This window comes from Mycobacterium branderi (assembly GCF_010728725.1).
Taxonomy (GTDB): domain Bacteria; phylum Actinomycetota; class Actinomycetes; order Mycobacteriales; family Mycobacteriaceae; genus Mycobacterium; species Mycobacterium branderi.
The window spans coordinates 4,688,654-4,713,476 of record NZ_AP022606.1; the positions used below are offsets into that span (position 1 = coordinate 4,688,654).

Consider the following 24,823-nt stretch of genomic DNA (forward strand, 5'->3'; position numbering starts at 1 on the left):
ACCATGCTGCGGCTCGTCGTGATTGCGCTGGCGGTCGTGGCGCTGGCCGCGGGGTGCGGGGGCGGACAGGGCGGCAAGCTCGTGGTCGGCGTGAAGTTCGACCAACCCGGGCTGGGACTGAAGAAACCCGACGGAACGATGAGCGGTTTCGACGTCGACGTGGCGCGCTACGTCGCCCGGCAGCTCGGCTACTCGGCCGACGACATCGTCTGGGTCGAAGCGCCGGCGGGTCAGCGCGAGATGCTGATCCGCAACGGGCAGGTCGACTACGTCGTTGCCAACTACTCGATCACCGATGCCCGCAAGAAAAAGGTCAGCTTCGCTGGGCCGTATCTGATCGCCGGGCAGAGCTTGTTGGTGCGCACCGGCGAAACCGGGATCACCGGCCCAGAGTCACTGCAACACAACAAGAAGCTGTGCTCGGTCGCGGGTTCCACAGCGGCGCAGCTGATCAAGGACCGCTATCCCGGCGTTCAGTTGCAGCGCTACGACACGTATTCGGCCTGCATCGAAGCGTTGAAGAATGGGGCGGTCGACGCGGTGAGCACTGACGACGTGATCCTTGCCGGCTTCGCCGCGCAGAGCCCCGGTGCCTTCAAGCTGGTCGGTAAGCCGTTTTCCACCGAGAAGTACGGAATCGGGTTGAAGAAGGACAACACGACGCTACGCAACAAGATCGACGACGCGATCGAGAAGATGGAGCTCGACGGGTCGTGGAAAGCCGCCTTCGAGAAGAACTTTGGAGAGTCCGGGCTTGCGGCGCCGAAGCCACCAACGGTCGATCGGTATTGACCATGTTCAACGAGTATCGCGAACAGATCTTTTCGGCGTTCTGGGTCACTGTGGAGTTGAGCGTGCTATCGGCTGTTGGCGCGCTGATTCTCGGCACTGGGCTGGCAGCGATGCGGCTGGCGCCGGTGCCGGCGCTGAACTGGATCGGCGCGGTCTACGTCAACCTGGTCCGCAACACGCCGCTGACGCTGATCATCCTGTTCTGCTCGTTTGGCTTGTCTCAGACACTGGGTGTGACGCTGGCCGATTCGGCGTCGCCGACATCGATCGACGACAGCGACTTCCGGCTGGCGGTGCTCGGATTCACCATCTACACCGCATCATTCGTGTGCGAGTCGGTGCGGTCCGGCGTCAACACCGTGCCGCTGGGACAGGCAGAAGCAGCGCGGTCGCTGGGGTTGACGTTCAGCCAGAACCTGCGACTCATCTTGCTGCCGCAGGCTTTTCGTGCGGTCATCGTGCCGCTGGGCTCGGTGCTGATCGCCTTGACGAAGAACACCACGATCGCTTCGGCGATCGGGGTGGGTGAGGCGGCGCTGCTGATGAAATCGATGATCGAGAACACCGCAGCGCTGATCGAGGTGGGCGTCATCTTCGCGATCGGATTTCTCGTCCTGACGCTGCCGCTGGGACTGCTGTTCGGTTGGTTGGGCCGGCGTTGGGCGGTGGCGCGGTGACTGGCGCGTCGGTGCTGTTCGACGCGCCGGGCCCGCGCGGACGGCTCCGCAACAGGATGCTCTCGGTGGCCACCATTGTGGCTGCGGCGCTGCTGGTTTGGGTGGTGTATCACCGACTGGACGCCAAGGGGCAGTTCGAATCCGCGAAGTGGACGCCGTTTCTGACGGTGAACCTCTGGAAAACGTATGTGCTGCCGGGGGTTCGGGGCACGCTGATGGCGGCGGCCTGGTCGATCGTACTGGCAGTGGGCCTCGGCGTCGTGCTGGGCGTGGGCAGGTTGTCGACGGTCGCTGCGATCCGATGGCCGTGCGTGGTCGTGGTGGAGTTCTTCCGCGCTATCCCGGTGCTGATCCTGATGATCTTCGCCTACTTTTGCTATGCGGCTTACGACGTCGTTCCGGGCCGGCAGCTGGCACTGGCCGGGGTGGTCACCGGGTTGACGCTGTACAACGGCGCGGTGATCGCCGAAATCGTGCGTGCCGGGGTGAATACGTTGCCGCGCGGCCAGTCTGAGGCGGCGGCGGCGCTCGGGTTGCGCTGGACCCAGACCATGCGCCTGGTGCTACTCCCCCAGGCCATCACCGCGATGCTACCGGTGCTGATGTCACAACTGGTGGTGGTGCTCAAGGACACCGCGATCGGGTACCAGATCACGTTTGTCGAGATGGTGCGCCAGGGCACGGTGGTCGGCTCGCAGTACGGCAATTTCCTTCCCGCGCTTGCTGTTATCGCTGCGTTGATGATCACGGTGAACATGGCGCTGTCGGGCGTCGCATTCACGATCGAACAACGACTGCGCCGCACACGCCGTCCGCCGCTGGAGGCCGCAACGATCGAGCCGGAGGGCGCGCCCGGCGCCCCAGTGGTACAGGCGGCAGGCTAGACGCGTCGACGCTCCCGTTCGGCGGCCAACTCTGTGCTGACCACGTCGTAGGCCATGCTCTGGCTGTATCCGCGACGCGCCAGCATCGCCACCAGCCTGCGGGTGGCCCGGGCATCGTCGTCCTCATTGTTCAGCGACTCCCGACGCAACCTGGCCCTTATCAGCTGCTCGGCCCGGTCCCGCTCGGCGGCGGGTTTGATGCCGTCGAGCACCGCGGTGATCACGTCATTGTCGACGCCCTTGGTTCGTAGCTCAGCGGCCAAGGCCCGCTTACCTTTCCCGGCGTTTGTCCGGCGGGAATGCACCCATTGTTCGGCGAAGTCGACGTCGTCGATCAGGCCGACGTCGGCCAGGCGGTCCAGCACGCGGGTACTGACGTCGTCGGGGTATCCCCGTTTGGCGAGCTGGCTTTCGAGCTCTGCGCGGGTGCGCGACCGGGCGGTGAGCAGGCGCAGGCATAGCGCCCGCGCCTGCTCCTCGCGAGCCGGCGCCCCGTCAGAAGTCGACGGGGGCGGGCAGGACTTCGTCATCGGTCACCACGGCGCCAATGCCGAGCTTTTCTTTGATCTTCTTCTCGATCTCAAGGGCCACTTCGGTGTTTTCCAGCAGGAAGTTCCGGGCGTTCTCCTTGCCCTGGCCGAGCTGCTCGCCCTCGTAGGTGAACCAGGAGCCGGACTTGCGGATGAAGCCCTGATCCACACCCATGTCGATCAGCGAACCTTCCCGGCTGATGCCCCTGCCGTAGAGGATGTCAAACTCCGCCTGCTTGAACGGCGGGCTGACCTTGTTCTTGACCACCTTGACCCGAGTGCGGTTACCGACCGCATCAGTGCCGTCCTTGAGCGTCTCAATTCGCCTGACGTCTAAGCGAACTGAGGCGTAGAACTTCAAAGCCTTTCCGCCCGTTGTCGTTTCAGGCGAGTTGTGCACCATGACACCGTCGACGAAGTAGTTGTGGTTGCCCTCGACCTCGATATCGAACCGATTCATCGATCGGGTGTGCGGCTTGACATGGACGTCGAGAACGCGTGCCGGGACTAGCCGCTGCGCCGGTTCCACAAACTGTGGCGTCACGGTGCTTTGACCACGGAACCGCGGCAGCAGCTTGTACTCCATGGACGGCGCCATGTAGGGCGCCACCAATTCCTGGAACTTCGCCGTCGCTGCAGTGGAGAACACCAGCACCGCCTTCCCGGCCGCGCCGGATGACCGCAACCGCACGTCTAGCCCGTGAGTGTCACGCAGATAGTCACGCAACCGTAAGCGCGTGCCTTCAGTCATGGCTTCGACGCAGATCTCGATACGGCCGCTGCCACCAGCGGTACGTTCTTGCAATCCCTTGGAACGCAAGGTGAACGCGCCGTCGTCCATGTACCAGATGGCCAGGGCCAGCGGAGTCAGCGCCTTGAGGTATTCCTCGGAGAAGAATTTCTTGCCGTCTCCCAGGTACACCGCGCGCTGCAACTCGGCGAGTTCAGCTAGCGGGGTGAAGTCGACGAAGCGTGCGCCCTTAGCGTTCTCGCGTATCGAGTGCCGGATGTTGCCCAGTAGACCGGCTTTCCACTGCAGGTACTCGGCCTGCTTGGCGCCGTGCCCCAATCGGAACCGGACGCCGTTGCGGTCGTGCCGGTTCGGCGACAGGTTTCCGTCGCCCATCAATGAGCCCAATACTACCTGGAATTGCTGATCGCTGAGTAGGTGCGGTTCGGTGGCCAGCACTCGATCACCGGTGTTGAGGTCACCGGCTTCGGTCCAACCGCTCGGCGTGCGAATGAGGTGATTGGGTGTCGCCGCGAACTGTGATTTGCCGTTGCCGCTTGACTTCTCGACGGTGAATTGCAGGAACTGCTCGGCAGGCCCGTTGTTGAACCAGTTCACCACCTTGCGCGGCACGACTTTGTCGGCCACCGGATCGTAAGACAGCACCTCGACGTCCATTTTGTTGTTGACGATCTTGCCGATCTTCTCGGTACTGCCGTCGGCTAGGGTCACACGGGTGGCATAGTTCATGCACCCGAACATCACACCGATTTTTTCCCGCAGCTGGTTGATGAAGATAGCAGTGGTACCCGAATTGTTCAGCGCGCCAGTCATTTTCCGCAATGCTTGACTCATCAGCCGGGCCTGCAGGCCGACATGGCTGTCGCCCATCTCGCCTTCGATCTCGGCACGTGGCACCAGTGCGGCCACCGAGTCGATGACCAGGATGTCCAGTGCGCCGGAGCGGACCAGCATGTCGGCGATCTCCAGCGCCTGTTCCCCGGTGTCGGGCTGGGACACCAGCAGCGAGTCGGTGTCCACGCCGAGCTTCTTGGCGTACTCGGGGTCCAGCGCGTGCTCGGCGTCGATGAACGCCGCGATCCCGCCGGCGGCCTGCGCATTGGCCACCGCGTGCAGGGCGACGGTGGTCTTACCCGAGGATTCCGGGCCGTAGATCTCGATGATCCGGCCGCGTGGCAGGCCGCCGATGCCCAGAGCAACGTCCAGTGCAATCGACCCGGTCGGGATGACCGAGATCGGCTGGCGCACCTCGTCGCCGAGGCGCATCACTGAACCTTTGCCGTAATTCTTATCGATCTGGGCTATCGCCAGTTCGAGAGCTTTCTCGCGGTCAGGGACCTGTGCCATGTGCTTCTCCTGTAGTCGGTGTTCGGTTGACCGGTATCGGTCAATTGCCCATGACGCTAGAGAAGGGCACCGACAAGACGGCCTGACCAGCGTCGCAGCGTTCGAACAAGCCCCACAGTAACGAACGTGTGTTCGATGGCAAGGAGGCGCGCCGTACGCGCCTCAAGCGTCGGACGGCGGCGCCGCTCGGCGCCGGATATCGCTGAGGCTGTCGCGCAGCGCCTGCCACACCATCACCAGGCTGAAAGCAGCCGGCAGGTCACCCGGAATCACACCCGGCTCGTCGAGCTGGTCGCCGAGCGCGGTGATCGCAGCCTGGGCCAGCTCGACCAGATTAGGGTCGGTCACCTCCAGCGTGAGCCGGTCGTCGGCGACGCGGACAGTCATGTCGCGACGCCCCTCCTCCGCGGGCCCGTGCTCGGCCGGCGGTCCGCCCCGCAGCACGTCGAGGACGGCCGTGCGAACCCTCGACAAGTCCCCCACCTGCTCGACGAGGACTTGCGCGCCAACCCCGTCGGGCTCGTCGAGCAAACCGAGCAGGAGATGCTCAGTGCCGATGTACGGGTGATTCAACGCGAGCGCCTCACGCAGCGAGTGTTCCAACGTGCCTTTGCCGCTTGGCGTGAACGGGATGTGCCCGCTGATCTGTTCCGTGCCGGCACCGACCCGGTCGATGACCGCTCGGCGAACCGAATCGGCCGAAACACCTAGCGACGCAAGCGCATGGGCGGCCACCGTGTCGGGACGGGCCAGCAACCCCAGCAGGAAGTGTTCGGTGCCGATGTGGTCGTGTTGCAGTTCGCGTGCCGCCTCCTGGGCTAGGACGACTGCGCGACGCGCCGCATCGGTGAATCGCTCGAACACTCACCCATCATGCCGTTACCGGATCAGCCCACAACCGATTTCGGCATGACTGTGGGCTTGAAGCCGTACCGCGGCGCGCCGAAGCCGAACCCGCCGCGCCCGGCCGAAGCCACCGCCGGCATCCCCGCCGGCACGGCGGCCACCGGTGCAGTTTCCTCGGCGGCCGCCGCCCAACCGGTGCCGGCCAGCGTCGCCGACCCGGTGCCCGCCGGGGTGGCCGCCGACCAACTGGCCGGCACCGACAACCCACCGACCGAGGACGCCTGACCCAAACCCGCCGACACCGGCGCCCCGGCGAGGCCGGCGGCGCCCACCGGCCCCACGCTCCCCATCAGGACCGTTCCTCCCGACGCCTCGCCGGCACCCACGGCCATGGCAGCAGGCAGCGCATTTTCGGCCTTCGCAGCCCCGATGCCGCCCATGATGCCGCCGAACATGTTCCACGCCGCGATGTTTCCCGCCGCCTGGCTGTAGGTCTGGATGGTGTTCCAAATCCCGATGTTCTGCGTCGAGTTGATGAAATCCGACAGGAAACCACCGGACCCACCGGATCCCGCCAGCGGTGAGGCCATCCCTTGCACCGCGCTGGGCAACGTCGAGACCAGTTGCGACAGCTGTGCCTGCGTGCCGGCGCCCGACACCGCGGCGGCCTGGCCCGCCAACCCGGCCGGGTTGGTGGTCGGCGCAGGAGCGGTCAACGGCTGCAGCACCCCGGCGCTCGCCGAGGAACCCGCGTAGCCATACATGGCGGCGGCGTCCTGGGCCCACATTTCGCCGTAGTGCGCCTCGGTTGCCGCGATTGCCGGGGTGTTCTGCCCGAGGAAGTTGGTGGCGACGAGTGCCGCCAGCTGCGCCCTGTTGGCGGCGATCACCGGTGGCGGCACCGTCATCGCGAACGCCGCCTCGAACGCTGCCGCCGACGCCGTGGCCTGCGCGGCCGCGTGCTCGGCGGCGGCAGCGGTGGTGTTCATCCATGCCACGTAAGGCGCGGCCGCAGCGGCCATTGCCGCCGACGACGGACCCAGCCACTCCTCGCCGGTCAGCGCCGAAATCACCGACTCGTAGGACGCTGCCGTCGTAGCGAGTTCGGCGCCCAGCGCATGCCACGCCGCAGCGACAGCCATCATCGGCCCCGCACCCGGGCCCGCATACATTCGCGCGGAGTTGACTTCCGGGGGTAAAGCTCCGAAATCCATTTCGTGAAACCTGCTCTCTGATAACCGATTTGCCTAAACAACCGCCGGCTTGGGCATCACCGTGGGCTTGACGCCGTAGCGCGGCGCGCCGAAGCCGACACCCGCGCGCCCCGCGGAGGCCACCGCCGGCATACCGGCCGGCATGGTTGTCACCGGCGTGCTTTGCGGAGCGGCGGCGGTCCAGCCCGCGCCCGTCAACGTCGCAGGAGCCGTACTCGACGCAGCGGCCGCGCCGACCCAACTGGGCGGTACCGACAACCGGCCGATTGAGGACGCCTGGCCGACACCCGCCGCCACCGGCGCCCCGCCCATGCCGGCGGAGCCCCCGGCCACCGTGAGCACCGCTCCGCTCGGCCCGCTCGAACCGACGGCCCCGACGGCGCCGACCTCAGGGGCAGCTTCGCCCGGAGCGGAAAGCCCGGCGCTTCCGAACTCGAACAGATCCGACGCGGCGGAGCCGAAGTTGCCCGCCTGCATGGCGCCGATGATGCCGAGGTTGCTCATCGCGCTGGGAACGAGCCCGTACGGTCCGGATGCGGCGCCGGTGAACATACCGAGAAGTCCGCCAGGCCCGGCACCGGCCGCGTTGGCGGCCTCGGTGGCGCCGTACGAACCCGCGCTGGCGCCCAAGGTGTTGACAAACATCTCGTGAATCGCCGTGGCCTGGGCGCTGACCTGTTGGTAGAGGTTGCCGTAGGCGGAAAACTGCGTCGCCTGCAGAGCCGACACCTCGTCGGCGGCCGCGGGAACCACAGCCGTGGTCGGAGCTGCCGCCGCCGCGTTCTGGGCGGCCATCGTGGAACCGATCCCATGCAGGCTAGTGGCTGCAGCCATCAACGCCTCGGGCTGTGTGGTCACGAAAGACATGACTTCTCCTGTCTCAAAAGCGAGCTGGCTCCGGCCGATACGATCGCGGTGAACATCTGATGGATCGCCGCGGCCTGGTCGCTGATCGCCTGGTAACTTGTGCCGTGCAGGCCGAATTGCGTTGCCGTGAGCGCAGACACCTCATCGGCCGCCGCGGGAATCAACCGGGTTGTCGGGATGGCCGCAGCGGCGTTTTCCGCAGCCATCGCCGAGCCGATTGCCTGTAAGGTGGCAGCTGCTGCTGCCAGTGTTTTCGGCTGAATTGTCGCCGAAGGCATAAAGCCCCCTCCTCAATGGTGTTGGGTACCAACCCAATTCAGAGGTTAGGCCGGAAAAGCAGGCTATTGTGACCGTCAAGTTAACCCATACGGGTTCTTGACGAGGGATATGTGGATCCTTACGGATTCTTAACGAGCGCGGTGCTACTCGGCTGGTCTCACCACTGCTCGCGGGGCACGTCGAAGTCGACGCAGAGTGCCCGCCACACGTCGCGCGGGTCGACGCCGTCCTCGATCGCCTGTGCCGCTGTGCGCCCGTCGAATCCGCTCAGCACATGATCGGTCAGTACCGACGCGCCGTAAGCGGCACCGAATCGCAAGGTCACCCGCTCGTGAAACTCCGTCAGCCGCACGCGCTACAACCTACCCAGCGAGCGCTTGGCGACACACCTGCACCGGGTCGGCGACCTCGGCAATGCCGGCCGCGGCCCGTCGGGCGGCCTCGCGGTAGCCCGGCGTCGACAACACCTCACCGACCGCCGCCACCAGCGCCTCGGCGGTCAACGGCCGGACCAGCTTCCCGCTGCCCTGCCTCGCCACCCGGTTGGCGATCTCCCACTGGTCACCGCCGCCGGGGACCACTACCAGCGGCACGCCCGCGAGCAGCGTCTTAGCCACCATCCCATGCCCGCCGCCGCACACCACCAGGTCGGCGTGCGCCAGCAACTCGTCCTGGCGCCCCAGCCCGACGACGGCCCAGTCCGGCACCGTCAAATCGGGCCCGTTCAGCCGCGACACCACCACCCGCGCGCCCGCCGGCAAGCCCGCTCCGGGTACCAGGCAGTCCAGTGCGGTCTGCGCCATCCCGCGCGCCCCGGTCAACGCCGTCGACGGCGCCACCACCACGACTGGCCCGGATCCGGGCGGGACCGGCAACACCTGATCGGTCGGTTCGAAGTGCAGCGGCCCGACGAGGACGGCTTCGGCCGGCCAGTCGGGGCGGGGTACCTCCAGCGCGGGCAAGGTGGCGATCAGCCGCCGCAGCGGCCCCGGATCGCGGGCGGGCAGGCCGATCTCGACGCGGACCGCCGCACGCTGCTTCAAACCCGCACGCCAGGACCGCGCCGTCAACGTCCGCATCACCGAGTCGCGGAGCCGGCCGCGGATTCCGGTGCCCGGCGCCAGGCCGCTGCCCAGCGGCGGCAGGCCCTTCGACGGCAGATACAGCGGATGCGGGTTGAGCTCGATCCACGGGATGGCCATCAGTTCGGCGGCCATCCCGCCGCAGGCCGTGATCACGTCGGACACCACCAGGTCCGGTGCCAGGTCGCGCAGCCGGTCGAGATTGAGCAGGGCCATCCGCGCGGCACGCTGGTGAATCTTGGCGCCGGCATCGCGGTCGTCGTCGGCGGCGGTGGGGTCGAGCCCGGCCAACTCGACGGCCTGCACGCCGGCGGCGCGGGCGGCATCGAGCCATTCGGTTCCGGTGAAGAGCACCGGCGCGTCGCCGGCGGCAATGAAGCGCTGGCACAACGCGATCGCGGGAAACGAATGCCCCGGATCCGGTCCTGCGACGACGGCGACGCGCATGCGCCCTACCCTGTCACAGCAGCGCGCCTGCTTCCCCGCGTGGCGACCCGCCGCGCCCGGCTGCGCCGCGCTTGCGATCGCCACTACGCTGGCGCCCATGACCGAGCAAACCCTTGAGAACACCCGCACGGTAGAGGTCTTCCTGAACGCGCTCGCCGACCAGGACTTCGACACCGCCAACGCCGCACTGGCCGACGACCTGGTGTATCAGAACGTCGGACTCCCGACGATTTACGGCCGGCACCGCGCGATGAAGCTGTTCCGGCAGATGGAGGGCCGTGCCGGCTTCGACGTGAAGGTTCATCGCATCGCCGCCGACGGCGCCGCGGTGCTGACCGAACGCACCGACGCGCTGACCTTCGGACCGCTGCGGCTGCAGTTCTGGGTCTGCGGCGTGTTCGAAGTACACGACGGCCGAATCACCCTGTGGCGCGACTACTTCGACTTCTTCGACATGTTCAAGGCGACGGTGCGTGGCCTGGCCGCGCTGGTGGTCCCGTCGCTGCGGGCATCGTTCTGAGCACGCCGATGAGCGACAACCGGCCGGGCGTCATCCAGTACATCCGGTACTGCTACGGGCATCCACTGCCCGACTCGATGCGGGACTGGGTACTTAACGACCTGACGGGTAAGGGTGCCACCGCCCGGATGATGATCCGGGTCGCGGTTCCGGCGGTCCTGGTGCTCGCCCCGTTCTGGCTGATCCCGACGACGCTGGACGTACATCTGGGGATGACGCTGCCGATTCTGATCCCGTTCGTGTACTTCTCGCATGCGCTGAACAAGGTGTGGCGCCGCCACATGCTGCGGATGCATAACCTCGACCCGGATCTGGTCGACCAACGCCGCCGGGAGCGCGACGCCGACATGCATCGGCGCTACGCGGAACGCTATGGCCCGCGCCCCGACTCAGCCGAGTACCGCAGCCACGACGTCTAAGCGCGCGGCAGCCCGCCGAGCTCGTCGAACGCCTGCGCCCAGCCGAGCAGCCGATCCGTCGCCCCCACCAACTCGTCGCGATAGCGTTGCTGTGATATCGGCGTCGTCGCCGCAGAGTCGCCGTTGGCCGCGGACACCAATTGTGCTGCGGCGGTGACCATTTCGTTGTACTGGCGCACACCCGTGCTCAGCTGTGCGGTGAAGGCGTTGATCGTTGGCACCAGATGCGATCGGGACTGCGGGGCGGACTGCACCGCCCGTTCCATCGACACCACCTCCGCCGCGGTGGCGGCCATGGCCGCGGCGGTCTGGTTGGCTGCGGCGGTGAGGTCGCGAATCTCGGCCGCGGGCAACATGTTTCCGCGTTCCATCACACCCAGCAGCGAGAAGAGGCCGCGTTCGGACGCGCCCAGCGCGAACATCGCGGGCCGCGCTGCCGAACCCGGTGGCGGCAGCCGACGGCTACTCGCCGGCCGCTGCGTCGGCAGCGGCACCGACCGCAGCCATCGGTAGCGAAGCAGCAACAACGTCGCCGGGATCGCCGCGGCCACCGCGACCGAGCCGGTGACGACCAGCAGCAGCGCGAACCAGCCCCAGGCCGCCAGCAACACCGTCACCACCGCCCAGAACACGCACGCGCCCGCGAATATCAGCCCCCAGCGCAATGCGCGACGACGTCGGCGCAGCAGCCGGGCTCGGGGGTCGGTGACGGCGCTGATCTTGCGCGCCACCAAGTCGGACACGTCGTTGGCGGCATCGAACCAGCGCTGCAGCAGCGCGCGCCATGATCCGTCCGCCATGGCTCTCTGCTGCGACTTCACCGCCATGGCTACTGCTGACCGATGGGCTTCTCGGCCGCGGCGCCGTCGGCGGCGGTCGCCGGAGTGCCCGGGGTAGCAGTGTTGCCGCCGGCAGGCAGCGCCTCGCCGCGCATCGACGCGCGGATCTGCTCCAGCCGCGAGTGCCCGGCCATCTGCACGCTGGCCTGCTCGACCTCGAGCATGCGGCCCTGGACCGAGTTCTGCGCAAGCTCGGCGGCGCCGAGTGCGTTGGCGTAGCGGCGTTCGATCTTGTCGCGCACCTCGTCGAGGCTGGGCGTGTTGCCCGGGGCGGCCAGCTCGCTCATCGACCGCAGCGACGCGCTGACCTGCTCCTGCATCTTGGCCTGCTCAAGCTGGCTGAGCAGCTTGGTGCGCTCGGCGATCTTTTGCTGCAGCACCATCGCGTTCTGCTCGACGGCCTTCTTGGCTTGCGCGGCGGCTTGCAGCGCCTGGTCGTGCAAACCCTTGAGGTCCTCCACGCTCTGCTCGGCAGTCACCAGTTGGGCCGCGAACGCCTCTGCGGCGTTGTTGTACTCGGTGGCCTTCGCGGTATCGCCGGCGGCGGTGGCCTGGTCGGCCAGTGTCAGCGCCTGGCGCACATTGACCTGAAGCTTTTCGATGTCGGCCAGCTGCCGGTTGAGGCGCATCTCGAGCTGACGCTGGTTGCCGATCACTTGCGCGGCCTGCTGGGTCAGCGCCTGATGGGTGCGCTGGGCTTCCTCGATGGCCTGTTGGATCTGCACCTTGGGGTCGGCGTGCTCATCGATCTTGGCGTTGAACAACGCCATGAGGTACTTCCACCCTTTGACAAACGGATTGGCCATAAGTGAGCTCCGCCTTCGGATTGATGGACTACTGCCGCCAATTTATCGGTTCTGCGCCGATCGCCGCACCCTTGTTGAGCGTGCGTCAGGCGATCGCGAGCGAGACCACGGGCGGGATAACGACCTTGGTGTCGGGATCGATGTGGGCCGCGGTGGGTGCCGTGGCGTTGGCGGGCTCGTGACGGGCCAGCTGCTCGCCGGCGTCGACCAGCAGCTCCGACAGCGGGACGTCCAGAGCGTCGCAGATCGCGTTCAGCAGCTCGCTGGACGCCTCTTTGCGGCCACGCTCGACCTCGGAGAGGTATCCGAGGCTGACGCGTGCCGCGTCGGAGACCTCACGCAGTGTGCGGCCTTGCGAAGTCCGGGCCCGGCGCAGCACATCGCCGATGACCTCTCGCAGCAATGACGGCATTGTGCTCCCCTCGGTCCGGTCGGGCAGATTGACAGTCGATCAACTAGGTCAACGCCACCGGCCGGCGGATTGGTTCCCCGTCAGGCAGCCGTGGATCGTCCGCGAACATCCCGCACGGCGGACGCTACGTAGTCCACACCGGTGACGACGGTCAGCACGATGGCCGCCGCCATCACCACCGACGCCGTCACATGCCACGACCCGGACAGCGGCAGCACGAACAGCCCGATCGCGATCGCCTGCACCAGGGTTTTGAGCTTGCCGCCCCGGCTCGCCGGAATCACGCCGCGGCGCAGCACGGCGAACCGCAGCGTGGTGATGCCGACCTCGCGGACCAGGATCAGCACGGTGACCCACCACGGAAGGTCGCCGAGCATCGACAGCCCGATCAGCGCCGCGCCGATCAGCGTCTTGTCCGCGATCGGATCGGCCAGCGCGCCGAATTCGGTGACCATTCCGTAGTTGCGGGCCAGCGCGCCGTCGAACCGATCGGTGACGACAGCCACCGCAAAAATAACGAAAGCCACTATGCGACTTGGGGTTTGGTGCCCGTCGCCCGCGAACAGCGCCAGCAGGAATATCGGGACCAGCACCAATCGCAAGAGCGTCAGCATGTTGGCGAGGTTGGTGACGCGGACACGCCGGACCAGTGGACCGGTTTGAGGCTGTCCCGACACGGCCATCAGAATATCGGTTGAGCATTCGATAGACCGAAACCGCTACTGTGCAACCCGTGCATGTTCGTCGCGCGCGAACCTCGGACGTCCCGGCGATCAAGCGGCTCGTGGACACCTATGCCGGCAAGATCCTGCTGGAAAAGAACCTGGTGACGCTCTATGAGTCCGTCCAGGAGTTCTGGGTGGCCGAACACGAGGGCGAGGTCGTCGGCTGCGGGGCGTTGCACGTCCTGTGGTCCGATCTCGGCGAGGTGCGCACCGTCGCCGTCGACCCCGCTATGACCGGCCGCGGCATCGGGCATGCCATCGTCGACCGACTGCTCGAGGTGGCCCGCGACCTCGAGCTGAAGCGGCTGTTCGTGTTGACCTTCGAAACGGAGTTCTTCGCCAAGCACGGCTTCACCGAAATCGAGGGCACCCCGGTGACCGCCGAGGTGTACGAGGAGATGTGCCGCTCCTACGACATCGGTGTCGCCGAGTTCCTGGACCTGAGCTACGTCAAGCCGAACATCCTGGGCAACTCGCGGATGCTGCTAGTGCTCTGATGCGCCGAACCTGCGACTAGTCAGCGCCTGAAGTCCGACGGTCGGAACTTTCCTTCGAACAGTTTGTTCTCGATCTCCTCCAGGCTCTTACCGGTGAGGTCAGGCATGCGGAAGTACACGAAGATCCATGCCGCCACGTTGAACAACGCGTAGAGCCACATCGCGTGCCCGGGACCGATCGCATTGATGAGCGACAGCATCGTCAGGGTGATGAGCAGGTTGGTCGCCCATAGCGTCGCCGACTGCACGGCGGTGGCGGCGGGTCGTACCGCCAGCGGATAGGTCTCCGAGCCGGTCAGCCAGCCCATCAGCTGCAGACCGCCGCCATTGAACAGCATGAAGGCGATCAGGCAGATCATGATGTACGGAATCACATCGTGACCGCTGTCGCTGGTGACGAAGAGCAGGCCGAGCGCAAACAGGCTCATTGCCGCACCCGGCACCATGATGAGGGTGAGCCGGCGTCGGCCCACCCGGTCGATGATGGCCAACCCGACCAGCTGGGCGATCAGGTACGCCGCACCCAAGCCCACCGACACCTGCAGAGCCACGTACCTGTACACGCCGTCGTTGGTCAAGATGGTCGGCGAATAGTAGATGATCATCTCGATGCCGCTGAGCTGGGTGAACACCGCGATGCCGCAACCCAGGACCAGGGCCGGGCGCACCCAGGCGTCGCGCAGTCCGCGCCACCCGCGGGTGCTGGCCGTGCGCTCGACGCGCGCGAGTTCGATCGCTTCGTCCAGCTCGACGTCCACGTCGTAGCCGTCGGGCCGGACACGCTCCAACACGGCTCGTGCCGCGTGTCGATGATCTTGCTTGACCAGCCAGCGCGGACTTTCCGGGAGGCGCAGCAACAGCCACAGCATGATCGCGGCGGGCACGCACGCAATTCCGATCGCCCCTCGCCAGGAGATCGAGTCGACGACCCCGCCGAGGGTAGCGATGAACAGGCCCACCCCGATGGCGATTTGGAAGCACAGCACCAACCGTCCCCGGTAGGCCGGCGGAGAGAGCTCGGCGACGTACATCGGCGCGGTCTGCGTCGCCCCGCCGACAGCAAAGCCCAGGACCAGCCGTCCCAGCGACAGCGCAACGGCATCGTACGCGTCGGCGCACCACAGCGAGCCGACGATGAACACCACCGCCAGCATCAACAATGTGCCGCGCCGGCCGCACCGATCGGAAAGCCAGCTGCACGTCAATGCCCCGACGACGGCACCGAGCAAGATGCTGGCGGCGACCATCTGCTTCAATCCCGCGGTGAGGCTGAATTCCTCGGTGAGCTGCAACAAAGCCCAGGAGATGACGCCGGTGTCGTAGCCGTAGAGCATGCCAGAGATCGCCGCGACGACCGCGACGACGACCACGGCGCCTGTCAGTTGCTTGCCCGCCTCCGCGTCGGCTGCGGTTCGCGACGCTTCCCTGCGCAGTCTGGCCAGCCGAGAGAGCCGACTCGACCGGGCCAGAGCCTCGTCGCGGGCCCCTGGCCACCATCCGCGGTCTGTCGAATCGTCCGCGACCACTAGCAGCGCTGGTGCCCGCTGAGGACGAGGTTCGGAGTGTCGTCGAGGCAGATCACGTGAGTGGGGTGTTTCCTGCGGATGGCCGACATGCCGTTTGACTTCCCTACCGGTCCGGCCAGAAGCCGGTCACGAATTGTGGGTGAGTCGGAGCTGCCATAGATTCCAGTTGCACTGTACTAAAACGCTATTCGGCGGCGATAACCCCCGTGGGGTGTGTTGGGCGCCACAGTCCGTTGGCTAGTCCTCGTCCGACTTGCCGGTTTCGCTGCCGATCCCCCGGATGGACGCCAGCGTGGCGGCCAGCTCGTCGGGTTTGACCAGCACCTCGCGCGCCTTGGACCCCTCTGAGGGCCCGACGATGCCGCGGGTCTCCATCAGGTCCATCAGCCGTCCGGCCTTGGCGAAGCCGACCCGCAGCTTGCGCTGCAGCATCGACGTCGAGCCGAACTGGCTGGACACCACCAGTTCGACAGCCTGCAGGAACACGTCCATGTCGTCGCCGATGTCGGGGTCGACGTCGCGGCGCTCGCCGGTGGTCTTGGCGGTCGTGACGCCCTCGGTGTATTCGGGTTCGGCCTGGTCCTTGCAGGCGGCGACGACGGCGTGGATCTCCTCGTCAGTGATGAACGCCCCCTGCAGGCGGATCGGCTTGCCGGCGCCCATCGGCAGGAACAGGCCGTCGCCCATGCCGATCAGCTTCTCCGCGCCGGCCTGGTCCAAGATCACCCGGGAATCGGTGAGCGACGACGTCGCGAACGCCAGCCGCGAGGGCACGTTGGTTTTGATCAGGCCGGTGACCACGTCGACCGACGGCCGCTGGGTGGCCAGCACCAGATGGATGCCGGCCGCGCGGGCCTTCTGGGTGATCCGCACGACGGCGTCCTCGACGTCGCGGGGCGCGGTCATCATCAGGTCGGCCAGCTCGTCGACGATCGCCACCACGTACGGGTAGGGCCGGTATTCGCGCTGGCTGCCCAGCGGCGTGGTGATCTCACCGGAGCGCACCTTGGCGTTGAAGTCGTCGATGTGGCGCACCCGCGAGGCCTGCATGTCCTGGTAGCGCTGTTCCATCTCCTCGACCAGCCAGGCCAGTGCAGCGGCGGCCTTCTTCGGCTGGGTGATGATCGGCGTGATCAGATGCGGAATGCCTTCGTACGGCGTCAGTTCCACCATCTTCGGGTCGATCAGGATCATCCTGACCTCCTCCGGGGTGGCCCGGGCCAAAAGCGAGATCAGCATCGAGTTGATAAAGCTGGACTTACCGGAGCCGGTGGAGCCGGCGACCAGCAGGTGCGGCATCTTGGCCAGGTTGGCCGAGATGAAGTCGCCCTCGATGTCTTTGCCCAACCCGATCACCAGCGGGTGGTGGTCGCGACGGGTCGTCGGTGCGGTGAGCACGTCGGCCAGCCGCACCATTTCCCGATCCGTGTTGGGCACCTCGATGCCGACGGCGGACTTACCAGGGATCGGCGCCAGCATCCGGACACTCTCGGTGGCCACCGCGTAGGCGATATTGCGTTGCAGCGCAGTGATTTTCTCCACCTTGACCCCCGGGCCCAGCTCCACCTCGTAGCGGGTGACGGTGGGCCCGCGGGTGCAGCCGGTGACCGCGGCGTCGACCTTGAACTGCTGCAGAACCGACGTGATGGCGTCGACCATCGCCTCGTTGGCGACGCTGCGCCGCTTGGGCGGATCTCCGGCGACCAGCAGCGAAAGCGACGGCAGTGTGTAGGGACCCTCGACGACCCGGTCGACAACCATGGTGTCCCGCTTGGCTTTACGACGGCTGCGCGAGACAGTGGGCTCGGGCACGGTCGGGGTTTCGTCGGGCGCGACGGGGTCGTTGCCGGACGGCCACGGCTGCGACTCGTCGCCATACTCGGCGGCGTCGTCGTAGTAGCCGTCGGAAAAGTCTTCGGCCGCAACGTCTTCCGATTCTGGCTCGGGTTCGTCGGAATAGCCTTCGTCGAACATCCGGGTGGCGAACATGGCGCGCACCGTATCCGGCACCTCGCGGATCGTGGTGCCGGTCAACAGCAACACCCCGAACAGCGAACCGATGAACAGCAGCGGCGCGGCGATCCACACACTCAGGCCCTCCGAGAGCGGGCCGCCGATCGCGAAACCGATGAAGCCCGCCGCGTGCGCCCGCCCCGCCGGGGTATCCGGCGAGCCGGCCCACAGATGCCACAGCCCCAGCACCGGCAGCGCCACCATCGCCGCGCCGAGCACCAGCCGCGGGCGCGCGTCGGGATCCGGCTCCGTGCGCATCAACAGCACCGCCACCGCGGCGGTGACCACCGGCAGCACGACGACGCCCGAGCCGATGAACATCCGCAGGACCGAGTCGATCCACGCCCCGACAGGGCGGGCGGCGTCGAACCAGCAACTGGCCGCAATGACCACCGCCAGCCCCAGCAACGCCAGGGCGATCCCGTCGCGACGGTGACCCGGGTCGATGTCGCGGGCCCGGCCGACGGAGCGCGCCGCGGTGCCGGTGCCCTTGGCCAGCATCAGCCACGTTGCGCGCACGCCGCGGCCGACGGTGGCGCCAACCCCGGCGACGTGCGACGGATGGCGTCGCTTCGCCGGCTTGCGCCGCGGCGGCGCCGGGCGGGCAGGCCGGGTTGCTGACCGCGAACCGGCCTTTGACCTGCTGGTTCGGGCACGCGATCGCGCGACGGTCTTACTAGCCATGAGCCCAAGCCTAGTCGCACTGGCCTCAGATTCACCATGTGCCACACGGGTCACAGAATTGTGTCAGTTCTGCCTGGTCGCGCCTTAGCCTCCGGCGACGACCGAAACAGCAGCTCCGCAGCCCACTCGGAAGGGCTCGCGGTATTCGCGATCGTGGTGGCTGCCCTGACCGGTTTGGGTGGACACGTGAGTAGGGTTGACGCCTGTCTGGTTTGTACTCAGTGAGGAGTCATCGCATGCCCGTCGTCGTCGTCGCCACTTTCACCGTCAAACCCGAATCGGTTGACACCGTCCGCGACATCCTCACGCGCGGCGTCAAAGACGTGCACGACGAGCCCGGTTGTCAGCTGTACTCGCTGCACGAATCCGATAACACCTTCGTCTTCGTCGAGCAGTGGGCCGACGCCGACGCGCTCAAAGCGCACAGCACCGCGCCCGCGATCGCGACGATGTTCTCCGAGGCCGGCGAGCACCTGGCGGGCGCGCCGGACATCAAGACGCTGTCGCCCGTCGTCGCCGGCGACCCGGCCAAGGGCCAGCTGCGCCCCTGATGGGCGGCCCGCTAGCAGGCAAAGTCGCACTGATCACCGGGGCGGCCCGCGGTCAGGGCCGCGCCCACGCGCTGCGATTGGCGTCCGACGGCGCCGACATCATCGCCGTCGACCTGTGCGCTCAGATCGCCAGCGTGCCCTACCCGCTGGCCACCGCCGACGACCTGGCCGCCACCGTGAAGCTCGTCGAGGACACCGGGGCCCGCATCGTGGCCCGCCAAGCCGATGTCCGCGACCGCGATTCGCTGTCCGCCGCGCTGCAGGCCGGCCTGGACGAATTGGGGCGGCTCGACATCGTGGTGGCCAACGCCGGCATCGCGCCGATGCAGGCCGGCCCCGACGGCTGGCGCGACGTGATCGACGTCAACCTGACCGGCGTGCACCACACGGTCGAGGTCGCGATACCGACGATGGTGACCCAGGGCGACGGCGGGTCGATCGTGCTGATCAGCTCGGCCGCCGGGCTGGCCGGTATCGGCAGCGCCGACGCCGGCTCGATCGGCTACGCGGCGGCCAAACACGGTCTGGTCGGGTTGATGCGGGTTTACGCTAATCACCTTGCGCCGCATAATATTCGGGTCAACTCGGTGCATCCGGCCGGTGTCGACACGCCGATGATCAACAACGAGCACACCCGACAGTGGCTAGCGGATTTGGTCGCCCAGACCGGCTCGCCACCGGACATGGGTAACGCACTGCCGGTGCAGGTGCTGCAGCCCGACGACGTTGCCAACGCGGTGGCGTGGCTGGTATCCGATCAAGCCCGCTACATCACCGGCATCACTCTGCCGGTCGACGCGGGCTTTTTGAACAAGAGGTAGCGATGGCCCGAAACGCGGCGGCGCAGACAGCTTTTGGACCGATGGTGCTCGCGGCCATCGAACAACACGAGCCGCCCGGGCAGCGGTTGGTGGACGACGACCTAGCCGCCAAGTTCCTGCCGGCTCGCATGCGGTGGCTGGTGGCCGCGACACAGCCCGCGTTTGTCCGTCGTATGCTCGTCGCCGGTATGGACCGCGGCGGCCCGGGTCTGTGGTCCAACCTCGCCTGCCGCAAGCGCTACATCGCCGACAAGCTCCGCGAAGCGCTCGACGGCATCGACGCGGTCGTGGTCCTCGGTGCCGGATTGGACACGCGCGCTTACCATTTAGCGCAGACGAGCCACATCCCGGTCTTCGAGGTCGACCAGCCGGTCAACATCACCCGTAAAGCGGCGACGGTGCGACGGGTGCTGGGCGCGCTGCCGCGCTCGGTCCGGTTGGTGTCGGTCGACTTCGAGCGCGACGACCTGCTCACCACGCTGGCCGAGTTGGGTTACCGCACCGACTACCGCACCTTCTTCATCTGGGAAGGCGTGACCCAATACCTGACCGCCGACGCGGTGCGCTCCACGCTGGACGGGCTGAGGCCGGTGGCGCCGGGCAGCAGGCTGGTGTTCACCTATGTCCGACGCGATTTCATCGACGGCGTCAACCTGTACGGCGCGCGTTCGCTCTACCGCAGAGTGCGCCAGCGGCAACAATTGTGGCACTTCGGAATACAGCCCGAGGAGATTCCGGGGTTTCTCGACGAGTTCGGTTGGCGGCTGGTGGAGCAGATCGGCCCTGACGAGATCGTCGAACGGTACGTCAAGCCGACCGGCCGCAACCTGTCCGCCTCGCAAGTCGAGTGGACGGCGTACGCCGAGAAGCGCTGAGCCCTCCGCGCGCTGCTAAATCTCCAACACGGTCGGCACGATCATCGGCTGGCGGCGATACGTCTCCCCCACCCACTTGCCGACCGTGCGGCGCACCGCCTGGGCGATCCGCACCGGATCCGTGACTTTTTCGGCCATCAGTCCTTCCAGCTCGGCCTCTACTTTGCGCACGGCCGGCTCCAGCGCCTTCGGGTCTTCGGAGAAACCGCGCGAATACAGGTGTGGCGGCGCCGCGGGCTGGCCGGTGCCACGCCGCACCACCACGGTTACCGCGACGAAACCCGATGACAGGATGAGCCGTTCGCCCAGCGTGATGTCGCCGACGTCGCCGGTGATCAGACCGTCGACGAACATCTTGCCCACGGGGACCGCGCCCGCGATGCTGGCCTGGCCGGCGACCAGATCGACGCTGACGCCGTTCTCCGCCAACAGGATCGACTCCTGTCGTACCCCGGTTCGGGCGGCCAGCTTGGCGTTGGCGCGCAGCATCCGCCAGGTGCCGTGCACCGGCATGACGTTGCGCGGCCGCACTCCGTTGTAGAGGAACAACAGCTCGCCCGCATAGGCGTGTCCGGAAACATGCACGCGCACTTGCTGATTGGTGACCACACGGGCGCCGATCTTGGACAGCGAGTCGATGACCCCGTAGACGGCTTCTTCGTTGCCCGGGATCAGCGACGACGACAGGATGACCAGGTCGTCGGCGGTCAGCGTGATGCTGCGATGCTCGCCGCGCGACATTCGCGACAACGCCGACATGGGCTCGCCCTGGGTGCCGGTGGTGATCAGCACTACCCGCTCGGGCGGCATCATCTCTGCGGCGCCGATGTCGAGCAGGTCGTTGTCGTCGACTCGCAGGAAGCCGAGCTCCCGGGCGATGCCCATGTTGCGCACCATCGACCGCCCGACGAACGACACCCGCCGGCCCAATGCCACTGCGGCGTCGCAGATCTGCTGCACCCTATCGACGTTGGAGGCGAAACACGCCACGATCACCCGGCCTTCCGCGCCGCGGATCAGCCGGTGCAGCGTCGGGCCGACCTCGCTTTCGCTCGGCCCGACACCGGGAATCTCGGCGTTGGTCGAGTCACACAGGAACAGGTCCACGCCGTCGTCGCCGAGCCGCGACATCCCGGGCAGGTCGGTGGGACGCCCGTCGAGCGGAAGCTGGTCGAGCTTGATGTCGCCGGTGTGCAAGACGGTTCCCGCGCCGGTGCGCACCGCGATCGCCAGCGCGTCGGGGATGGAGTGGTTGACCGCGAAGTACTCGCACTCGAATACCCCGTGGGTGCTGCGCTGACCCTCCGACACCTCGAAGAACACCGGCTTGAGTTGGTGCTCACGGCATTTCGCGGCCACCAGCGCCAGGGTGAACTTCGAGCCCACCACCGGAATGTCGGGGCGCAGCTTGAGCAAAAACGGAATCGCGCCGATGTGGTCCTCGTGCGCGTGGGTCAGCACCAGCGCCTCGACGTCGTCGAGCCGGTCTTCGATATGACGCAGATCGGGCAGGATCAGGTCGACGGCCGGCTCGTCGTGAGTCGGGAACATCACCCCGCAGTCGATGATCAGCAGCCGGCCGAGATGCTCGAAAACGGTCATGTTGCGGCCGATTTCGCTGATGCCGCCGAGCGCGGTAACCCGCAACCCGCCAGGAGTCAGGGGACCCGGCGGGGAGAGGTCTTGGTTCACCTCAGGTTCACCTGAGCACCGAGGCCGCACGCATGTCGGCCGCCAACGCGTCCACCTCCGCGCCGGTCGCGGGCATCTGCGGCAACCGCGGGTCGCCCACCTCGATGCCCTGCAAGCGCAGGCCGGCCTTCGCCATCGTCACCCCGCCCAGCCGGGTTTGCGCCGCGCCAAGCGGTGCCAAGGCGGCGTTGATCTTGCGAGCCATCGCAAGGTCGCCAGTAGTGAACGCCGACAACATTTCCCGCAGCGGGCCCGCGGCGACATGACTCCACACGCTGATGAAGCCGACCGCGCCCATCGCCAGCCAGGGCAGGTTCAGCGCGTCGTCGCCCGAGTAGTAGGCCAGTCCCGTTTCGGCGATCAGCTGCCCGCCGACGTCCAGGGCACCCTTGGCGTCTTTGACGCCGACGATGTTCGGGTGCGACGCCAGCGCCCGGATGGTGTCGGGGGCGATCGGCACCACTGTCCGGGGCGGGACGTCGTAGAGCAAGACCGGCAGCGCCGTGGCATCGGCCACCGCGGTGAAGTGCGCAATCAGCCCGCTCTGCGGCGGCTTGGAGTAGTACGGCGTGACGACCAGCAGTCCATGCGCGCCCTCGGCGGCGCAGGCCTTGGCCAGGTGCACGCTGTGCGCGGTGTCGTAGGTGCCGGCGCCGGCGACGACGCGGGCGCGGTCGCCGACCGCCTCCAGCACCGTCCCCAGTAGGGCGAGTTTCTCGGCGTCGGTCGTGGTCGGCGACTCGCCGGTGGTGCCGGAAACCACCAGCCCGTCGCAGCCCGCGTCGACGAGGTGGTTCGCCAGCCGCGCAGCGGCGGCCAGGTCGAGGGACCCGTCCGGCGCGAACGGCGTCACCATCGCGGTGAGCAGGGTGCCCAGGCGGGCGTGGACGTCGATTCCGCCGGTAGTCACGGTGCCAAGGTTACCTGGCCACCTCAAGCCTCCGTGGCAAGCGGACTGGTCGCCACTTCGGTGCCGTCGGCCAGCGTGGTGATCTGAAAATCGGCGAAGACGGCGGGTGCGACGTCGACGAGCTGGCGCAGGCACGCGATGGCCAGCCGCCGGATTTCCACGTCCGCGTGTTCGCTGGCCCGCATCGCGATGAAGTGCCGCCAGGCGCGGTAGTTGCCGGTGACGACGATGCGGGTTTCGGTGGCGTTGGGCAGCACGGCGCGGGCGGCCTGACGGGCCTGTTTGCGCCGCAGGACCCCCAGACTCCCGGCGGGCTCGCCCGCCATGAACTTGGCCTCGAGTTTGGCCAGCAGCTCGGCGTAGGTCGCGCGGCTGGCGTCGGCAGCGGCGGTCAGGATCTGCTGCAGTTCGGGGTCGTCTTCCATCCCCGGCGGCACCACGACCTGCGAATTCTTCTCTGGCACGTAGCGCTGCGACAGCTGCGAGTAGGAGAAGTGCCGGTGCCGGATCAGCTCGTGGGTACACGACCGGGAGATCCCGGTGATGTAGAACGACACGCTGGCATGCTCGAGCACCGAGAAATGCCCGACATCGATGATGTGCTTGATGTACGCGGCGTTGGTCGCGGTCTTCGGGTTGGGCTTGGACCAGCTCTGATAGCAGGCCCGGCCGGCGAACTCGAGCAGCGCCTGACCACCGTCGGCGTCGGTGCTCCACGGCACGTCGGGCGGCGCCAAGAACTCGGTCTTGGCGATCAATTGCACGCGCAGCGGCGCGGTCTGGGCCACGGCGCTCACCCTAATGGTCGGCGGGGACGGTGTTGATCGAGCGAGCCCTGAACGACCAGGATTGCCCTGCATGAGCCCCTTGCTGTGGGACCAACACGCGTGCCTGCCGCTGCAGCTCGACGCCGACGTTTCGGAGTTGACCCGCTATCAGCGGCCGAGCGGGGCATTCGTGTCCGTCAACGCCGGCTACGCGCCGCACTCGTTCCACGACGCGACAGCGTTGTTGAACCATTTCCGGCGGGCCATCGACGCCCACCCCCACCTCGAGTTGGCCCTCGCCGCAGAGGATGTCCCGACGATCGCCCGCTCGGGCCGCACCGCGGTGGCCTTCGACCTGGAAGACTCGCGGCCGCTGGACGGCGATCTCGACAACGTACGGGTGTTCGTCGACCTCGGCGTGCGCACGATGCTGCCCACCTACAACCACGCCAATGCCGCTGGCTCGGGATGCCTCGACGCCCGCGACGACGGGCTGACGGCCTGGGGTCGCTCGCTGGTCGCCGCGATGAACGCCGCGGGCATGGTGCCCGACGGCTCGCACTGCAGCGTACGCACCGGCCTGGATATGTGCGAAATCTCAAGCGGCCCAGTCGTTTACAGCCATTCCTGCATGCGGGCGGTGTGGGATCACCCGCGCAACATCACCGACGACCAGGCCCGCGCCTGCGCGGGCACGGGCGGCGTCGTCGGGATCACCGGCGTCGGGATCTTCCTCGGCCCCAATACCCCCACCCTGGAGGCGATGACCCGCCACCTCGAATACGCCGTCGAACTGGTCGGCATCGACCACGTCGGGATCAGCACCGACTTCTCCTTCGACCACGCTGACTTCGTCGCGGAACTGCGAGCCAACCCGCAACTTTTCGACGCCAGCTACACGCGGTGGGGGCCCATCGAGTGGATGCCGCCGGAAACATTCGTCACGATCGGCGAGCACCTGCGCGACCGCGGCTGGTCGGATGCCGACGTCACCGCGGTGCTGGGCGGGAACTTTCAGCTGGTCGCCCGCCAGGTGTGGTCTGGCTGAGC

General features: G+C 67.2%; 27 protein-coding genes and 1 pseudogene. 10 read left to right on the plus strand and 18 right to left on the minus strand.

Annotated elements, in window-relative coordinates:
* Positions 1-3: 3 nt before the first annotated feature.
* From G6N47_RS22745 to G6N47_RS22755, 3 genes are read left to right on the plus strand one after another with little or no spacing between them, the layout of a single operon-like run.
* Positions 4-792: a glutamate ABC transporter substrate-binding protein gene (locus tag G6N47_RS22745; protein WP_083132407.1), complete on the plus strand. Its 789-nt coding sequence runs from the start codon at positions 4-6 to the stop codon at positions 790-792.
* Positions 789-1,469, plus strand: a complete 681-nt coding sequence (locus G6N47_RS22750) for an amino acid ABC transporter permease (protein ID WP_083132406.1) — start codon at positions 789-791, stop codon at positions 1,467-1,469. The genes G6N47_RS22745 and G6N47_RS22750 overlap by 4 nt, the downstream gene beginning before the upstream one ends.
* On the plus strand, positions 1,466-2,353 hold the full coding sequence (locus G6N47_RS22755; RefSeq protein ID WP_139799548.1) for an amino acid ABC transporter permease: 888 nt from the start codon (positions 1,466-1,468) through the stop codon (positions 2,351-2,353). Before G6N47_RS22750 ends, G6N47_RS22755 begins: the two co-directional genes overlap by 4 nt.
* On the opposite strand, the gene recX is transcribed toward G6N47_RS22755, so the two are convergent.
* The 9 genes and pseudogenes from recX to G6N47_RS22795 form a co-directional block, all read right to left on the minus strand.
* Positions 2,350-2,883: a recombination regulator RecX gene (recX, locus tag G6N47_RS22760; RefSeq protein WP_083132405.1), complete on the minus strand. Its 534-nt coding sequence runs from the start codon at positions 2,881-2,883 to the stop codon at positions 2,350-2,352. The two genes, G6N47_RS22755 and recX, sit on opposite strands and share 4 nt — an antisense overlap.
* Positions 2,849-4,981: an intein-containing recombinase RecA gene (gene recA, locus G6N47_RS22765; RefSeq protein WP_083132404.1), complete on the minus strand. Its 2,133-nt coding sequence runs from the start codon at positions 4,979-4,981 to the stop codon at positions 2,849-2,851. Before recA ends, recX begins: the two co-directional genes overlap by 35 nt.
* Positions 4,982-5,143: 162 nt before the next feature.
* Entirely contained in the window at positions 5,144-5,845 is a 702-nt protein-coding gene (locus G6N47_RS30365) for a Clp protease N-terminal domain-containing protein (protein ID WP_083132403.1), read from the minus strand.
* A 23-nt stretch (positions 5,846-5,868) separates the two neighbouring features.
* Entirely contained in the window at positions 5,869-7,041 is a 1,173-nt protein-coding gene (locus G6N47_RS22775; protein ID WP_083132402.1) for a PPE family protein, read from the minus strand.
* A gap of 33 nt (positions 7,042-7,074) precedes the next feature.
* Positions 7,075-7,593 (minus strand): PE/PPE C-terminal domain-containing protein, encoded by a 519-nt coding sequence (locus G6N47_RS30220; protein ID WP_308206240.1) that lies wholly within the window; start codon positions 7,591-7,593, stop codon positions 7,075-7,077.
* 18 nt (positions 7,594-7,611) lie between these two features.
* Positions 7,612-7,908, minus strand: a pseudogene (locus G6N47_RS29850) (PE family protein); the annotation flags it as partial.
* Positions 7,896-8,186, minus strand: a complete 291-nt coding sequence (locus G6N47_RS22785; protein ID WP_083132400.1) for a PE family protein — start codon at positions 8,184-8,186, stop codon at positions 7,896-7,898. The gene G6N47_RS22785 and the pseudogene G6N47_RS29850, both read right to left, overlap by 13 nt.
* Before the next feature lie 158 nt (positions 8,187-8,344).
* Positions 8,345-8,539 carry a DUF3046 domain-containing protein gene (locus tag G6N47_RS22790; RefSeq protein ID WP_083132399.1) on the minus strand — a complete coding sequence of 65 codons (195 nt, stop codon included), beginning with the start codon at positions 8,537-8,539 and terminating at the stop codon, positions 8,345-8,347.
* A 10-nt stretch (positions 8,540-8,549) separates the two neighbouring features.
* Positions 8,550-9,716: a glycosyltransferase gene (locus tag G6N47_RS22795; protein WP_083132398.1), complete on the minus strand. Its 1,167-nt coding sequence runs from the start codon at positions 9,714-9,716 to the stop codon at positions 8,550-8,552.
* A gap of 97 nt (positions 9,717-9,813) precedes the next feature.
* On the opposite strand from G6N47_RS22795, the gene G6N47_RS22800 reads away from it, so the two are divergent.
* The gene (locus G6N47_RS22800) at positions 9,814-10,236 is read left to right on the plus strand and encodes a limonene-1,2-epoxide hydrolase (RefSeq protein WP_083132397.1); all 423 of its coding nucleotides are present in this window, start codon (positions 9,814-9,816) and stop codon (positions 10,234-10,236) included.
* An 8-nt stretch (positions 10,237-10,244) separates the two neighbouring features.
* Entirely contained in the window at positions 10,245-10,655 is a 411-nt protein-coding gene (locus G6N47_RS22805; RefSeq protein WP_083132396.1) for a DUF5313 domain-containing protein, read from the plus strand.
* Here the strand turns inward: G6N47_RS22805 and pspM are convergent.
* The 4 genes from pspM to pgsA form a co-directional block, all read right to left on the minus strand.
* Positions 10,652-11,482 (minus strand): phage shock envelope stress response protein PspM, encoded by an 831-nt coding sequence (pspM, locus tag G6N47_RS22810; RefSeq protein WP_083132395.1) that lies wholly within the window; start codon positions 11,480-11,482, stop codon positions 10,652-10,654. The genes G6N47_RS22805 and pspM overlap by 4 nt on opposite strands.
* 2 nt (positions 11,483-11,484) lie before the next feature.
* Positions 11,485-12,300, minus strand: a complete 816-nt coding sequence (gene pspA, locus G6N47_RS22815; RefSeq protein ID WP_083132394.1) for a phage shock protein PspA — start codon at positions 12,298-12,300, stop codon at positions 11,485-11,487.
* An 85-nt stretch (positions 12,301-12,385) separates the two neighbouring features.
* Entirely contained in the window at positions 12,386-12,712 is a 327-nt protein-coding gene (gene clgR / locus G6N47_RS22820; protein ID WP_083132393.1) for a transcriptional regulator ClgR, read from the minus strand.
* A gap of 80 nt (positions 12,713-12,792) precedes the next feature.
* Positions 12,793-13,389, minus strand: coding sequence for a CDP-diacylglycerol--glycerol-3-phosphate 3-phosphatidyltransferase (gene pgsA / locus G6N47_RS22825; protein ID WP_197945488.1), 597 nt, complete (start codon positions 13,387-13,389; stop codon positions 12,793-12,795).
* A 47-nt stretch (positions 13,390-13,436) separates the two neighbouring features.
* Here pgsA and G6N47_RS22830 point away from each other — a divergent pair, with 47 nt between their 5' ends.
* Positions 13,437-13,934: an amino-acid N-acetyltransferase gene (locus tag G6N47_RS22830; RefSeq protein ID WP_083132391.1), complete on the plus strand. Its 498-nt coding sequence runs from the start codon at positions 13,437-13,439 to the stop codon at positions 13,932-13,934.
* Positions 13,935-13,954: 20 nt separating this feature from the next.
* Here G6N47_RS22830 and G6N47_RS22835 read toward each other — a convergent pair whose 3' ends face one another.
* On the minus strand, positions 13,955-15,304 hold the full coding sequence (locus tag G6N47_RS22835) for a sugar porter family MFS transporter (protein WP_083132492.1): 1,350 nt from the start codon (positions 15,302-15,304) through the stop codon (positions 13,955-13,957).
* 393 nt (positions 15,305-15,697) lie between these two features.
* The gene (locus G6N47_RS22840) at positions 15,698-18,157 is read right to left on the minus strand and encodes an FtsK/SpoIIIE family DNA translocase (RefSeq protein WP_139799547.1); all 2,460 of its coding nucleotides are present in this window, start codon (positions 18,155-18,157) and stop codon (positions 15,698-15,700) included.
* Positions 18,158-18,393: 236 nt separating this feature from the next.
* Here G6N47_RS22840 and G6N47_RS22845 point away from each other — a divergent pair, with 236 nt between their 5' ends.
* Genes G6N47_RS22845 through G6N47_RS22855 form a run of 3 tightly spaced genes read left to right on the plus strand, consistent with a single transcriptional unit; the run spans position 18,394 to position 20,404 of the window.
* Positions 18,394-18,708, plus strand: a complete 315-nt coding sequence (locus tag G6N47_RS22845; RefSeq protein WP_083132389.1) for a putative quinol monooxygenase — start codon at positions 18,394-18,396, stop codon at positions 18,706-18,708.
* Positions 18,708-19,529 carry a mycofactocin-coupled SDR family oxidoreductase gene (locus G6N47_RS22850; protein WP_083132388.1) on the plus strand — a complete coding sequence of 274 codons (822 nt, stop codon included), beginning with the start codon at positions 18,708-18,710 and terminating at the stop codon, positions 19,527-19,529. Before G6N47_RS22845 ends, G6N47_RS22850 begins: the two co-directional genes overlap by 1 nt.
* Positions 19,530-19,531: 2 nt before the next feature.
* Positions 19,532-20,404: an SAM-dependent methyltransferase gene (locus G6N47_RS22855; protein ID WP_083132387.1), complete on the plus strand. Its 873-nt coding sequence runs from the start codon at positions 19,532-19,534 to the stop codon at positions 20,402-20,404.
* Positions 20,405-20,419: 15 nt separating this feature from the next.
* Here the strand turns inward: G6N47_RS22855 and G6N47_RS22860 are convergent, their stop codons facing one another.
* Genes G6N47_RS22860 through thyX form a run of 3 tightly spaced genes read right to left on the minus strand, consistent with a single transcriptional unit; the run spans position 20,420 to position 23,794 of the window.
* On the minus strand, positions 20,420-22,096 hold the full coding sequence (locus G6N47_RS22860) for a ribonuclease J (protein ID WP_083132386.1): 1,677 nt from the start codon (positions 22,094-22,096) through the stop codon (positions 20,420-20,422).
* Between the two features lie 7 nt (positions 22,097-22,103).
* Complete coding sequence (dapA, locus tag G6N47_RS22865) at positions 22,104-23,006, minus strand: 4-hydroxy-tetrahydrodipicolinate synthase (protein WP_083132385.1); 903 nt, start codon at positions 23,004-23,006, stop codon at positions 22,104-22,106.
* Positions 23,007-23,029: 23 nt separating this feature from the next.
* Positions 23,030-23,794 carry an FAD-dependent thymidylate synthase gene (gene thyX / locus G6N47_RS22870; RefSeq protein ID WP_083132491.1) on the minus strand — a complete coding sequence of 255 codons (765 nt, stop codon included), beginning with the start codon at positions 23,792-23,794 and terminating at the stop codon, positions 23,030-23,032.
* Positions 23,795-23,864: 70 nt separating this feature from the next.
* Here thyX and G6N47_RS22875 point away from each other — a divergent pair, with 70 nt between their 5' ends.
* On the plus strand, positions 23,865-24,821 hold the full coding sequence (locus G6N47_RS22875) for a dipeptidase (RefSeq protein WP_083132384.1): 957 nt from the start codon (positions 23,865-23,867) through the stop codon (positions 24,819-24,821).
* The last annotated feature ends 2 nt before the right edge of the window (positions 24,822-24,823 follow it).